Annotated in this window: 18 protein-coding genes; 6 read left to right on the top strand and 12 right to left on the bottom strand. The window is 64.5% G+C overall.

All coding sequences use genetic code 11. The annotated features are described in order from the left end of the window. Window positions 1–102 precede the first annotated feature (102 nt). The 3 genes from J7347_RS00110 to J7347_RS00120 are packed head-to-tail and all read left to right on the top strand — an operon-like array spanning window position 103 to window position 3,094. Window positions 103–1,221 (top strand): 8-amino-7-oxononanoate synthase, encoded by a 1,119-nt coding sequence (locus J7347_RS00110; protein ID WP_209160262.1) that lies wholly within the window; start codon window positions 103–105, stop codon window positions 1,219–1,221. Next, window positions 1,215–1,841 (top strand): dethiobiotin synthase, encoded by a 627-nt coding sequence (gene bioD / locus J7347_RS00115; protein ID WP_209161148.1) that lies wholly within the window; start codon window positions 1,215–1,217, stop codon window positions 1,839–1,841. The genes J7347_RS00110 and bioD overlap by 7 nt, the downstream gene beginning before the upstream one ends. After that, complete coding sequence (locus J7347_RS00120) at window positions 1,838–3,094, top strand: adenosylmethionine--8-amino-7-oxononanoate transaminase (RefSeq protein WP_209160264.1); 1,257 nt, start codon at window positions 1,838–1,840, stop codon at window positions 3,092–3,094. Before bioD ends, J7347_RS00120 begins: the two co-directional genes overlap by 4 nt. A gap of 4 nt (window positions 3,095–3,098) precedes the next feature. On the opposite strand, the gene fdhD is transcribed toward J7347_RS00120, so the two are convergent. The 9 genes from fdhD to leuC form a co-directional block, all read right to left on the bottom strand. After that, window positions 3,099–4,457: a formate dehydrogenase accessory sulfurtransferase FdhD gene (fdhD, locus tag J7347_RS00125; RefSeq protein ID WP_209160266.1), complete on the bottom strand. Its 1,359-nt coding sequence runs from the start codon at window positions 4,455–4,457 to the stop codon at window positions 3,099–3,101. A gap of 71 nt (window positions 4,458–4,528) precedes the next feature. Beyond that, window positions 4,529–5,308, bottom strand: coding sequence for an NUDIX domain-containing protein (locus J7347_RS00130; RefSeq protein ID WP_067679579.1), 780 nt, complete (start codon window positions 5,306–5,308; stop codon window positions 4,529–4,531). 311 nt (window positions 5,309–5,619) lie between these two features. Then, window positions 5,620–5,952, bottom strand: a complete 333-nt coding sequence (gene grxD / locus J7347_RS00135) for a Grx4 family monothiol glutaredoxin (protein WP_209160268.1) — start codon at window positions 5,950–5,952, stop codon at window positions 5,620–5,622. A gap of 34 nt (window positions 5,953–5,986) precedes the next feature. After that, the gene (locus J7347_RS00140; protein WP_067679573.1) at window positions 5,987–6,223 is read right to left on the bottom strand and encodes a BolA family transcriptional regulator; all 237 of its coding nucleotides are present in this window, start codon (window positions 6,221–6,223) and stop codon (window positions 5,987–5,989) included. Between the two features lie 4 nt (window positions 6,224–6,227). Beyond that, window positions 6,228–6,566, bottom strand: coding sequence for a DUF1476 domain-containing protein (locus tag J7347_RS00145; RefSeq protein ID WP_209161149.1), 339 nt, complete (start codon window positions 6,564–6,566; stop codon window positions 6,228–6,230). A gap of 81 nt (window positions 6,567–6,647) precedes the next feature. Further along, window positions 6,648–7,643: an NADPH:quinone oxidoreductase family protein gene (locus tag J7347_RS00150; RefSeq protein ID WP_209160270.1), complete on the bottom strand. Its 996-nt coding sequence runs from the start codon at window positions 7,641–7,643 to the stop codon at window positions 6,648–6,650. Between the two features lie 33 nt (window positions 7,644–7,676). Next, window positions 7,677–8,279 (bottom strand): 3-isopropylmalate dehydratase small subunit, encoded by a 603-nt coding sequence (gene leuD, locus J7347_RS00155; protein ID WP_209160272.1) that lies wholly within the window; start codon window positions 8,277–8,279, stop codon window positions 7,677–7,679. After that, the gene (locus J7347_RS00160; protein ID WP_067679560.1) at window positions 8,279–8,443 is read right to left on the bottom strand and encodes an isopropylmalate isomerase; all 165 of its coding nucleotides are present in this window, start codon (window positions 8,441–8,443) and stop codon (window positions 8,279–8,281) included. Before J7347_RS00160 ends, leuD begins: the two co-directional genes overlap by 1 nt. Before the next feature lie 37 nt (window positions 8,444–8,480). After that, window positions 8,481–9,920 carry a 3-isopropylmalate dehydratase large subunit gene (gene leuC, locus J7347_RS00165; RefSeq protein ID WP_209160274.1) on the bottom strand — a complete coding sequence of 480 codons (1,440 nt, stop codon included), beginning with the start codon at window positions 9,918–9,920 and terminating at the stop codon, window positions 8,481–8,483. Between the two features lie 114 nt (window positions 9,921–10,034). On the opposite strand from leuC, the gene J7347_RS00170 reads away from it, so the two are divergent. The 3 genes from J7347_RS00170 to J7347_RS00180 are packed head-to-tail and all read left to right on the top strand — an operon-like array spanning window position 10,035 to window position 11,792. Then, complete coding sequence (locus J7347_RS00170; RefSeq protein WP_067679553.1) at window positions 10,035–10,457, top strand: thioesterase family protein; 423 nt, start codon at window positions 10,035–10,037, stop codon at window positions 10,455–10,457. Between the two features lie 55 nt (window positions 10,458–10,512). Next, window positions 10,513–11,283, top strand: a complete 771-nt coding sequence (locus J7347_RS00175) for a fatty acid desaturase (protein ID WP_209160276.1) — start codon at window positions 10,513–10,515, stop codon at window positions 11,281–11,283. Next, window positions 11,280–11,792, top strand: coding sequence for a sterol desaturase family protein (locus J7347_RS00180; protein WP_209160279.1), 513 nt, complete (start codon window positions 11,280–11,282; stop codon window positions 11,790–11,792). The genes J7347_RS00175 and J7347_RS00180 overlap by 4 nt, the downstream gene beginning before the upstream one ends. A 16-nt stretch (window positions 11,793–11,808) precedes the next feature. On the opposite strand, the gene J7347_RS00185 is transcribed toward J7347_RS00180, so the two are convergent. From J7347_RS00185 to J7347_RS00195, 3 genes are read right to left on the bottom strand one after another with little or no spacing between them, the layout of a single operon-like run. Beyond that, the gene (locus tag J7347_RS00185; protein WP_209161150.1) at window positions 11,809–12,159 is read right to left on the bottom strand and encodes a DUF454 family protein; all 351 of its coding nucleotides are present in this window, start codon (window positions 12,157–12,159) and stop codon (window positions 11,809–11,811) included. Window positions 12,160–12,181: 22 nt separating this feature from the next. Continuing rightward, a complete protein-coding gene (locus J7347_RS00190; RefSeq protein WP_067679593.1) occupies window positions 12,182–12,586 on the bottom strand; it encodes a SufE family protein in 405 nt (134 codons plus the stop codon). A gap of 23 nt (window positions 12,587–12,609) precedes the next feature. Continuing rightward, the gene (locus J7347_RS00195) at window positions 12,610–12,843 is read right to left on the bottom strand and encodes a hypothetical protein (RefSeq protein WP_209160281.1); all 234 of its coding nucleotides are present in this window, start codon (window positions 12,841–12,843) and stop codon (window positions 12,610–12,612) included. Window positions 12,844–12,873 lie beyond the last annotated feature (30 nt).

Raw genomic sequence — 12,873 nt, forward strand, 5'->3', positions numbered from 1 at the left:
GGTGCCTTCATGATTGCGACCGGCTGCGGCGCCAGCCTCGCAGCTTGCCGCCGGACGGAGGGGTTTTCACCATCGCATCGCCTCCCTAAGGCGGCGGCGCCCATGATTTCCCGCTTCTACCGTAACGATCTCGACTCCCTCGAACGCGTCCACCGTCGCCGTAGCCTCGTGCTTTCGTCGGGGCGCGACTTTTCCTCGAACGATTATCTCGGCCTCGCCGGATCGCAGGACTTGCGCGACGCTGCTGTCGAGGCGCTGGAGCGTGGTGTGGCGCTCGGGTCCGGGGGATCGCGTCTGCTGCGAGGCAATACGGTGGAGCACGAGGCGCTGGAGGCCGAGGCAGCGCGCTTTTTCGGCAGCGAGAGCGCCCTGTTCGTCGGATCGGGCTTTGCTGCGAACAGCCTGATCTTCTCGACCCTGCCCCAGCCCGATGATCTTATCGTGCATGACAGCCTCATCCACGCGAGTGCGCATGAGGGCATGAAATTGTCGCGCGCGCCCCGCGTAAGCTTCGCTCACAACGATGTGGACGCAGCGTCCGATGCGATTGCCGATTGGCGCGCGGCAGGCGGGACCGGCACGCCCTGGATCGCGATCGAGACGCTTTACAGCATGGATGGCGATCGCGCGCGGATCGAAGAATTCCTCGCGCTTGCCGAGCGAACGGGCGCAGTCCTCGTGATGGACGAAGCGCACGCCGCGGGGGTTTTCGGCCCGGACGGACGCGGGCTGGCCGCCGGTTTCGCGGGGCGCGAAAACGTCGTCTCGCTGGTGACCTGCGGCAAGGCGATCGGCTGCGAAGGCGGGTTGATCCTGGGCCCGGCGCTGTTCCGCGATTTCCTGGTCAATCGAGGCCGCAGCTTCGTCTTCTCGACCTCTCCTTCCCCATTGATGGCGGCGGTCGTGCGGGCGAGCCTGCGGATCGTGGAACAGGCCGACGAGCGGCGCGAGCGCCTCCGCGCGCTCGCCACATCGGCTGCGGACGCCTTCGCATCGCTCGGTTTCGCGCCCAGCGGGACGCATATCCAACCCATCGTGCTGCGCGACGAGGCGCGCACCATGCGGATCGCGGGCGCGCTGCAGGATAACGGCTTCGACATACGCGGTATTCGTCCGCCGACCGTGCCCGCAGGCACTTCGCGGCTGCGGGTATCGATTACGCTCAACAGCGAGGCAAGCGACATACGCGATCTCGCCGCAATTCTGGAGAGGCTATTGTGAGCTGGACCTTCATCGTCACTGGCACCGATACGGATATCGGCAAAACCGTGTTTGCCGCAGGCCTGACGCGCGCGCTAGGCGCGACGTACTGGAAGCCGGTGCAGGCCGGACTCGACGACGGGTCCGATCGCGAGCGGGTCGCGGCGCTGGCCGGGCCCGGTGCCCACATCCTGCCGGAAGCCTACCGGCTTTCGACGCCCTGCTCGCCCCACCGCGCCGCCGAGCTGGACGGGGTCACGATCGATCGGGCGGCGCTCGCTTTGCCTGAAGTCGAGGGGCCTTTGGTGGTCGAAGGGGCGGGCGGGGCGCTGGTCCCGGTCACGCGGACGCTGCTCTATGCCGATCTGTTCGCGGCGTGGCGCGCGCCAGTGGTGATCGTCGCGCGCACCGGGCTCGGCACGATCAACCACTCGCTTCTCACCATCGAAGCGCTACGCAGTCGCGGAATATCGATCCACGGCATGGCCTTCGTCGGCGCGGCGGAGGAGGACAGCGAGAACACGATCTGCGCCATCGGCGGCGTCAGACGGCTCGGACGACTGCCCATGCTCGAGTCCCTCGACGCGGACTCGCTAGCGCTCGCCTTTTCCGACAATTTCGCGCTGGAGGAATTCCAGTGAGCAAGCCCCCCATTTGGCACCCCTTTACGCAGCACGGATTGAACGAACCGATCCCGGAAGTGTCGCATGCCGATGGCGCGGTGTTGTACCGCAAGGACGGCGGCGAGATGATCGATGCGATCTCGTCTTGGTGGGTCACGACGCATGGCCACGCACACCCGAAAATCGCGGCGGCCATCGCCGAGCAGGCGGCGCGGCTCGACCAGATCATCTTCGCTGGCTGGACGCATCGGCCCGCAGAAGATCTGGCGCGGGGCTTGCGGGCGTTGATGCCCGACACTCTCACGCGAGTGTTCTTTTCCGATTCCGGCTCCACCAGCGTGGAAGTCGCGCTCAAGATGGCGCTCGGCTATTGGCTCAATCGGGGAGAGGATCGGCACCGGATCGTGGTGATGGATAACGGCTATCACGGCGATACCATCGGCACGATGTCGGTCGGCGCACGCGGGGCCTTCAATCGCGCTTACGAACCCTTGCTGTTCGACGTCACCTCGATACCCTTTCCAGCGTCGGGCTTGGAGCAGGCGACATACGACGCGCTGGACGCCGCGTGCAGGGAGGGAGCCGCCGCTTTCATCGTCGAACCGCTGGTTCTGGGGGCAGGCGGCATGCTGATGTATTCGGCGCGTGTCCTGTCGGAAATGCGGAGCATCTGTGCGAAATACGGCACCTTGTTCATCGCGGACGAGGTGATGACCGGCTGGGGCCGCACGGGCACGCTGCTGGCCTGCGAACAGGCGGGGATCGAGCCCGACATCCTCTGCCTGTCGAAAGGGCTGACAGGCGGCGCCGTTCCGCTGGCAGTGACGATGGCGAGCGAGCCGGTCTTCGAAGCGCATCTGAGTCCCGATCGCGCGCGGATGTTCTTCCATTCGTCCAGCTATACCGCGAACCCGATCGCTTGCGCCGCGGCGAACGCCAATCTCGCAATCTGGCGCGAGGAGCCGGTGATCGAGCGGATCGCCACGCTTGCCCGGCGACAGGAAGAGCATCTGGAGCAATTGAAAAACCACGCTCTGGTTCGCGGCGCCAGGCAGGTGGGCACGATCACGGCATTAGAGGTGGGCGAAGCGGACGGCTACCTCTCGGACCTCGCCCCGCGCATGCTGGCGATGTTTCGCGAACGCGGCGTTCTGCTGCGCCCGCTGGGTAACACCGTCTACGTGATGCCGCCCTATTGCATCACGGCCGAGCAACTCGCTCGGGTCTATGGCGCGATTGCGGAGGTGCTCGACGCGCTGGCCATCCGTTAGTCGGCTAAGGCCGGTTCTTCGCGAAGAGCTGGTGAGGATCGTTGACCACGAGCGCGGTATCGCTTCGCGCCAGCGCCAGTAAGGTCAGGCGGCCTTCGCGCGCTCGGGCGATGGCAAGGCTGGACGGGGCGCTGATCGTCGCCAGCATGGGAATCCCGGCTCGCACCGTCTTCTCGACCAGCTCCTGGCTACATCTGGCCGTAAGAAGTACGAACCCCTCCCGATGATCGACCCCGGCGCGGCCGAGCGCCCCGATCAACTTGTCCAGCGCGTTATGCCTTCCGACATCCTCGCGGACCAGAACGATATCGCCTTCCGAATTGCAGAAGGCTGCGGCATGCGCGGCTCCGGTGGCCTGGTCCAGCTTTTGATACGACCGCATGGTATCGAGCGCGCGCTTGATCGCGGCGGGACCGACCGTGGGAATCGCGTCCACGGGATCGATCGGGGCGAGCGCCGCCGCCACGGAATCGATGCCGCATATGCCGCAGCTGCTTTCCGAAACCCGGCTGCGAGCACGTTCCAGCAGACGCTGATGACTGCGCGCAGGCAGATTGGCGCGCGCGACCCAGCCACCCCCGGTCTCAAATAAATCGACCCCGTCGATCTCTTCCGGGCGAGCCAACCCTTCTGCAAGGGCGAAGCCGGTCACGAAATCTTCCAGATCGGTCGGCGTGGCCATCATCACGGCATATCCGATGCCGTTGAACTCGATGGCGATCGGGATTTCGACCGGAACCACGCGTGTCGCATCCGAAGTGTCGAGAGTTTCGAAGTCGAGCTCCCGCACCGGATGGGTCTCCGCCCCCGCGCCGAGCGCCATCCCTGTCTCCAGCGCAGCCAGAGCCTGGGGCCCATTGACATTGATCGGCGGGCGACCGCGATATTCGATGCGATCCGCGCCGCACGCCTCCACCCAGGACCGAACGGACCGATTGCCGCTGTGCAGATGGTTCTCAAGTTTCTGCGCCAAAGCGCTCGGCCAGATGCCGAACAGCCAGTGGTCGGCGATGACGGCAGGTCCGGGTGCTTCCAGCGTGGCGAGCAAATCGTCGGCAATGGGATGCGCATCGACCGGAACGGTCAGCACGGCGTCGAAACCTTTTTCGTGCGCGAAATGAAGCGCGGCACACAATCCGCCCAACGGGCCGAGGCCCGCTTCCGGACGGTCGGCAAGGATTTGCGTTTCCGCGAGGCGCCGCGAGGAATCACGCCCGCATACCACGACCTGCGCGACGCGCTCGTCCAGAGACTCGATGGCATGGGCGAGCAGGCTCTTGCCGTTCAGCAGCGCATCGCTCTTGTCCGATCCGAACCGCCGACTGCGTCCCCCGGCGAGCACGGCGCCAAGTAGGTGCGGCATAAACCTGTCCGTGCTCCTGTTGTGGGTGGAACGCTTGCGCAAGCCGCTATCGGCCCGTTCTCCGACTTCGCTCATCCCCTTTGCGCGCTGCCGAACGCTTCTTCGATAACAGGATAGCCTGCATCCTCTGGAATACGGAGCATCGGCTGTGGGCCGCTTTCGTCGATTTGCGGGATAATCGTGCGTACGGGAGTAGCCAGCGCATGAGCGCGGGCTTTTTCGTAGCTGGCGAACTGGGCCAGGCGTTCGAGATTGCGCCGCGTCGGAAAGATTACCGAAATCTCCCCTTCGTCCGCCATGGCAAGCGCGCCCTTGGCGCTGGTCCAGAACAGGCGCGTGTTCTCGGTCTCGTCGACGGCCACATCGACGGCTCCGGTGCCGAGATCGGCGAGATAGAAGCGCGTGTCGAAAATACGGTCATGCGCCAGGCCGAGCGGCAGCCAGCGCGCGAAGGGTACCAATGCTTGCGCATCGATCTTCCAGCCGAACCGGTCCAGCACCGGGGCGAGCGCGCCCTCTTGAAGCGCCAGTTTTCGCGCCGCAGCAGCGCTTTCCGCGTCGATCGCGCCGGACAATCCCAGTGCCAGCCCGGTCTCCTCCAGCGTCTCGCGGATCGCGGCAATCCGGTGCGCTAGATCGTCTTGCACGTTTTCGGTCTCGCCCGGTGCGTGTCGCGCTGCCAGATCGCGGTCTTCGGGATCGACGCGGCCCCCTGGGAAGACGGCCATTCCGCCGGCGAAGCGCAATTGCTTGGAGCGCACGACCATCAGGATCTCGGGCTCGGGCGCAGATCGTCCTTCGCGAAAGACGACCAGGGTGGCGGCGGGAATCGGATCAGATGGAGGGGGCATGAAGGCGAGTAGTGCATGCCGGGGGCAGTCTTGCCAAGCAGGGCCGCACATCGATGTTGTCGGAAAAATTTACACCGGGGAAATATCGCAGGGTTTCGTTAACCATAGAGGATTAGGTTTCGTGCAGATCGAGCGATTTGGCACGCAAAGTGCTTAGTATTCTCCGTCTCCAGAAGTCTTCGATCGGAGGCGGGCCGTTCCTGGTTTTTGGCTTGCCTCTTCCGCAAAAAAGAAGCCCCCGCGATTTGGTCGTCGCGGGGGCTTACTTTTAGGTTTTGATGGAGCAGGGCGAGGAGCCCGTCCCGTCGGGATCAGCCTTCCGCCTTGGCGACCTGCTTTTCATCCATCAGCGCCTGCATTTCGCCGGCTTCGAACATTTCCATCATGATGTCGCTGCCGCCGACGAATTCGCCCTTCACATAAAGCTGCGGAATGGTCGGCCAGTCGGAAAAGGCCTTGATCCCCTGGCGGATTTCCATGTCCTGCAGAACGTCCACGCTTTCATAGCCGACGCCGCAATGGTCCAGAATGGCGACCGCGCGGCTGGAAAACCCGCATTGCGGGAATAGCGGTGTGCCCTTCATGAAAAGGACGACGTCGTTGGCACCGACGATGTCGGAAATGCGGCTGTTTACGTCGGACATAAAGACCGATCCTTCGATAACTGAAAACGGGTGGTCAGGACGTGGGGGCTTGGGTGGTCAGTTGCAAGGCGTGCAGTTCCCCGCCCATGCGCGTGCCCAGGGCCTCGTAGACCATTTTGTGCTGCTGCACCCGGCTCTTGCCCGCAAAGGCGGGGCTGACGACATGCGCGGCGTAATGATCCCCGTCGCCTGCCAGATCGCGGATCGTCACTTCGGCTTCGGGAAGCCCTTCGCGGATCAGCCGGTCGATCTCGTCCGCTGCCATCGGCATGGGATCAGGCCCCCCCGCCGGATGCTTCGCCCATGAACTGGCGACGGGCTTCGACGCTGCATGCGTTGAGCTTGCTGCGGATATCGGCTTCGGTCACGTCGCAATCGGCTGCGGTCAAATCGCCGAGCAGCTTGCGGATCACGTCTTCGTCGCCCGCTTCCTCGAAATCGGCCTGGACGACCGCCTTCTTATACGCGTCGGTTTCCTCGTCGCTCAGATTCATCAGGCCCGCCGCCCATTCGCCGAGCAACCGGTTGCGACGCGCGGCAATTTTGAAGGCGTTTTCCTCGTCAAAAGCGAATTTGGCTTCTTCGCCCCGCTCGCGATCCTTGAAGTCCATAATCGTCATCCTCTCGAAAAATCAGGTCGCCGCGCAGATAGGCGCGCGGCGAGACGCGGGCAAGCCGGTCGCTGCACCGGATTTTTACATCGTGACGACGAGCTTGCCGATTGCGCTGCGGCTTTCGAGCTTGGCGATGGCTTCGTGCGCCTTGTCGAGTGGGTAGGTCTCGCTGATCAGCGGGGCGATCTTCCCATCCTGCCAAAGCTGGAACAGTTCGGCGATATTGGCTGCGTTTCTCTCCGGCTCGCGTGCGGTGAAGGCGCCCCAGAACACGCCGCCAATATCGCAGCTTTTCAGCAGGGTGAGGTTGAGCGGCATCTTGGCGATGCCCGCCGGGAAACCGATCACCAGGAACCGGCCCTCCCACGCAATCGAGCGCAGGGCCGGTTCGGAATAGTCCCCGCCGACGATGTCGTAGACAATGTCGGCACCTTCGGGCCCCACGGCGTCCTTGAATTGCTGGGCGAGCGCTTTCGACTGGTCCTTGTCGAACGGGGCGCGGTCGTAGATCACCACCTCGTCGGCACCCGCCTTTTTCGCGACTTCGCCCTTTTCTTCCGTCGAGACGGCGGCGACCACGCGTGCGCCATAGGCCTTGGCGAGTTCCACCGCCGAGAGGCCGACGCCGCCCGCCGCGCCGAGCACCAGCACGGTATCGCCCGCCTTGATGTCGCCGCGATCCTTAAGGCCGTGGATGGTGGTGCCGTAAGTCATCAGCAGCGCGCTGGCCTGCACGAGGTCGATACCCTCGGGAATCTTGAACAGGCGCGCGGCGGACAGCACGACCTGTTCGCGAAGGCCGCCCGCGCCGGTTCCGGCGATCACCCGGTCACCGACCTGCCAGCCGCTGACGCCCTCGCCCAGCGCGGCGATTGTCCCCGAAATCTCGCCGCCGGGCGAGAAAGGACGGGGCGGCTTCATCTGGTACATGTCCTTGATGATCAGGCTGTCGGGGAAATTGATCGCGCAGGCGGCGACATCGATCAGAACCTCGCCCTTGCCCGGCGTGGGGCGTTCGAGTTCCTCGACGACGAGCGTTTCGGGCCCGCCGACTTCTTTCGACAAGACTGCTTTCATGGCGGCTCTCTCCTGATTTTCGTTGAATTGGGTTTAGCGGCTGACCGCCAGTGGGCGATCCAGCCAGGGAAGGTCTTGCGCCCGCCCGGCCTCGTGATGTGTGATCGCATCGCCGCTGGCGAGCGTCAGACCGATCTCGTCGAGACCCTCCAGCAGGCAGCGCTTGCGAAACGGGTCTACATCGAAGGCGAAACGGTCCTGGAACGGGGTCGTCACCACCTGGTTGTCCAGATCGATGGTGATCGGGTGGGTGCGCGCGACTTCGAGTAGCCGATCGACCTGATCCTGTGGAAGTTCGACCGCCAATATGCCGTTCTTGAAGGCGTTGCCGGAAAAGATATCGGAAAAGCTGGGCGCGATCACGGCGGTCAATCCCATGTCGAGCATGGCCCAGGCGGCGTGTTCGCGGCTCGACCCGCAGCCGAAATTGTCGCCCGCGATCAGGATCGGCGCACCGGCGAAATCCTCAACGTCGAAGGGATTTCCCGGAGCCTGGCGGATCGTTTCGAACGCGCCTTTCCCCAGGCCTTCGCGGCTGACCGTCTTGAGCCAGTGCGCGGGGATGATCACGTCGGTATCGACGTTCTTGAGTCCCAGCGGAATGGCGCGACCGTGGATGGTGGAAACGGCGCGCATCAGTCGGTTTCGGGCTGTTCCCCGGAGGGGATCGGACCCGGCTGTCTGGCTTTGTTGCGATCCGACTTCTGCTTGCGCTTGCCGGCATACAGCAGCGCGGCGGCGATGGCGGCGGAGCCGATCGCACCTGCGATCGCGGCGGTGGATTTGGGAAGCTTGCTCATGAAAGTCTCATGCGGAAGGTGGCGAAGGCTGGCAAGATCAAAGCTGGCGTACATCGGCGATGCGCCCGGTGACGGCAGCAGCGGCGGCCATTGCGGGACTCATCAGATGGGTGCGCGCGCCGGGGCCCTGACGGCCGACGAAATTGCGGTTCGAAGTGCTGGCGCAGCGTTCGCCGGGCGGCACCTTGTCGGGGTTCATGGCGAGGCAGGCGGAACAGCCCGGCTCGCGCCATTCGAACCCGGCATCGGTGAAAACGCGGTCGAGCCCTTCTTCCTCCGCCTGCCGTTTGACGAGGCCCGATCCCGGCACCACGATCGCCCAGCGCACGCTCGCCGCCTTTTTCCGCCCGCGCAGCACTTCGGCGGCGGCGCGCAGATCTTCGATCCGGCTGTTGGTGCAGCTGCCGATGAAGACGTTCTCGATCCCGACATCGGCTATCGCGACGCCGGGTTCGAGCCCCATGTAATCGAGGCTCTTGCGCGCGGCGGCCTGCTTCGAGAGGTCAGCAAAGCTGTCAGGTGAAGGGATTTTTGCGCCGACCGCGATCACGTCTTCCGGGCTGGTGCCCCAGCTTACGGTCGGTTCAACATCGGCGGCGTCGATCACGACCGATTTGTCGAAGACGGCGCCTTCATCCGTGCGGAGCGAGCGCCACCATTCGACCGCACGGTCCCACGCCTCGCCCTGCGGGGCGTAGGGGCGGCCCTTGAGATAGGAAAAAACGGTATCGTCGGGCGCGATCAGTCCGGCACGCGCGCCGCCTTCGATCGACATGTTGCAGACCGTCAGGCGTCCCTCGACGCTCATCTTCTCGAACACGGCCCCACGATATTCGATCACATGGCCGGTCCCGCCGCCCGTGCCGATCACGCCGATGATGTGAAGGATCAGATCCTTGGGCGTGACGCCGGGTCCGAGTTCGCCCTCGACGCGGATTTCCATCGTCTTGGAACGACGCAGTTGGAGCGTCTGGGTCGCCAGCACATGCTCCACCTCGCTGGTACCGATCCCGAAAGCCAGCGCGCCGACACCGCCATGCGCGGCGGTGTGCGAATCGCCGCACACGATCGTCGCGCCGGGAAGCGAGAAGCCCTGTTCCGGGCCGACGACGTGGACGATCCCCTGCTCGGGCGCGATCGCGTCGATATAGCGGATGCCGAAGGAGGGCGCATTGCGCTCCAGAGCGGCGAGCTGCGCGGCGCTTTGCGGATCGTCGATCGGAAGGCGGGCCCCGTCGGGCGCGAGCCGCGCAGTGGTCGGCAGATTGTGATCGGGCACGGCCAGCGTCAGATCGGGCCTGCGAACCGTGCGCCCGGCCAGTCTCAGCGCTTCGAAGGCCTGCGGGCTGGTCACCTCGTGGACCAAATGGCGGTCGATATAGAGAAGGCAGGTATCGTCGGAATCGGTCAGGTCTGGACGCGCCACGACATGGGCGTCCCAGATCTTCTCGTAGAGAGTGCGGGGGCGGCTGGCCATAATGATGCTTTGTGTGCGGCACGGCCCGCGCCCGCGCAAGACGGCAACGCCTTAATGCGCGATGGGATTACGAATGTCATGGAAAGGTAAGGTTTAATGCGCTAACTGACACTTATGTCAGCAAAGCCCTTTAGCCATCCGATTACCGTCCACCCCGAAGACATCGACTTCATGGGCCATGTGAACAATGCCCGCTATCTCGGCTGGGTGCAGGACACGGTGCTCGCCCATTGGCAGAAACTCGCCCCTGCGGAAGAGGTGGCGAGCAAGGCGTGGGTCGCCCTGAAGCACGAGATCACCTATCGCCGCCCGGCATTCCTTCACGATGCCGTGATTGCGGAAACCGTGCTGGAAAAGATCGCCGGCGCGCGCTCGTTCTACAACACGGTGATTCGCCGGGGCGAGGAAGTCCTGGCCGAAGTGCAGAGCATGTGGTGCTGCCTCGACAGCGAAACGCATCGCCCGGCGCGCATCAGCAAGGCCGTGGCGGAAACTTTTTTCGGACTGCCCGCAAAGGCCAAGACCACCGAGGCCTGAGGCCAACCGCCGGGAAACCTTTGCGCCGATGCGGCGGCGCTCCTATATTCCTGTCATGCCCAGCCGAACCGAAAGAGCTGTCGCGACCTCGGGGCCGCGATTGCAGGCCGCAACCGGCCTTGCGCTGACGGCGGCCATCTTCGCCGCGTGGCTGGGCCTGCATCTTTATGCCATGTTCGGTTTCGACCTGACCTGGGCCAGCCTGCCTCTTGCCGTCGTAATGGCGGCGCTGCTGTGCTGGCTGTCGGTGGGCATGTTCATAGCCAGCCACGATGCCATGCACGGATCGCTGGTGCCGGGCGGCGGGCGGATCAACGATAGCATCGGCGGCTTTCTGCTGTTCGTCTATGCGGGGTTCGCGTGGAAGCGGATGCGGAGCGCCCATTTCGCCCATCACAAGGCGCCCGGCACGGCCAGCGATCCCGATTTCAGCGTGGATCATCCCACGCGGTTCTGGCCGTGGTACGGTGTGTTCCTGCGCCGCTATTTCGGTTGGCAGTCGATGGCCTTCGTCGGCACGGTCGTTACCGTCTATTGGCTGGTGTTCGGCGTTCCAATCGCGAATATCGTCCTGCTGTATGGGCTGCCCGCGATCGGGTCCTCGCTCCAGCTGTTCTATTTCGGCACCTTTCGCCCGCATCGCCATGCAGAGGACGGTTTCGCCGACCGCCACAATGCGCGCAGCGACGATCTGGGGACGCTCGCATCGCTGGTGTCGTGCTTCCATTTCGGCTATCATCACGAACATCACCGCGCTCCGCACGTCCCCTGGTGGGGCCTGCCCGCCGCGCGGCGTTCCATGACCGTCCAAGAGACCCGCCCGTGAGCCTTCCCGCCATCCTCCTGACTGTGTTCCTGTCGATCGTCGGCATGGAGATATTCGCCTGGTGGGCGCATAAATACGTGATGCATGGCTGGGGCTGGGCATGGCATCGCGACCATCACGAACCGCATGACAACGCGCTGGAGAAGAACGATCTCTACGCCGTCACCTTCGGCACGATCGTGTTCGCGATGTTCGCCATCGGCTATGTCTATTCGGACCTGCTGTGGTGGATCGCCTTCGGAATCACCTGCTATGGCCTGATCTACACGATCATCCATGACGGGCTGGTCCACCAGCGCCTGTTCCGCTGGGTGCCCAAGCGCGGCTATGCCAAACGGCTGGTGCAGGCGCACAAGCTGCATCACGCGACCGTGGGCAAGGAAGGCGGGGTCAGTTTCGGATTCGTGTTCGCGAGTGATCCGGCCAAATTGAAGGCGGAGCTGAAGCGCCAGCGCCAGGAAGGCAAGGCGGTGGTGCGCGAAAGCGCAGGGCTGGACCGGGCGGGCTAGCTATCCGCCGGACTGGCTATTCAGGACGCGTCGCGATCCAGCTTCCCGTGATCGCCAGAACCGCCAGCGAAATCCAGTAATAGGGCGCGCCGAGCGTCCAGTAGGTCAGCACCGCGCCCGCCGCCAGCGAGACCAGAGCGAGGATTTTCGCCCGCCGCCCGATGGCGCGCCGCGCCCGCCATTCGCGGATCGGCGGTCCCCAGCGCGGATGGTCGAGCAGGCGCTTCTCCCATGCGGGATTGCCCCGCGCGAAGAAGAAGGCGGCCAGCAGCAGAAACGGAACGGTGGGCAGGAGAGGCAGAAACGCGCCGATCGCGCCGAGCCCCAGGCTCAGCAAACCGAGTGCGAGATAGAGGCGGCGCATGATGGGGAGCGCCGCGCCGCGCCGTTCAGGCGGACAGCCGCGCGGCGTGTTCCTGCACCAGCGCGATCATGTTCGGCACCCCTTGCGTGCGGTTGCTCGACAGCTGGTTCTTGAGATCGAACGGGGCGAGCGCGTCCGCCACATCCATTTTCGCGACCTCGCCGGCGGGCTTGTCCTGCACGGCGGCGACCACCAGCGCGACGATGCCCTTGGTGATCGCGGCATTGCTGTCCGCGAGGAAGTGCAACTGGCCTGCATCGCCGGTGGGATAGACCCACACCGCCGCCGAACAGCCGCGCACCAGAGTGGCGTCGGTCTTGAGCGCATCGGGCATGGGTTCCAGATCGCGCCCCAGCTCGATCAGCAGGCGATAGCGTTCGTCGCCTTCGAGGAATTCATATTCTTCGGCGATGTCGTCGAGTGAGCGCATGCTCGCCATCTAGGCGCTTCGCTTCACAAATCCACCCCGCTTGCGATCGCTTCCAGTTTGCGGATGCGTTCCTTCAGGTCCGAAATCTCGATCCGGGCCGCGCCGATGGTGCTGCCGGTTTCGGGCGCGTGGTTCATGCCGGCCAGCTCGCGCTCCTTGAGCGCCAGCCAGCCGCGCCAGCCGACCAGCAGGGCCGTGGCCGTGATCGCCAGCCCGATCAGGGCGGCGACCGCGATGATAATGGTGGGTTCGAACATTTCCCTCATGTCCTTTCCTCAAACGGGCCC

The organism is Erythrobacter sp. A6_0 (assembly GCF_017744235.1).
Taxonomy (GTDB): Bacteria; Pseudomonadota; Alphaproteobacteria; order Sphingomonadales; family Sphingomonadaceae; genus Qipengyuania.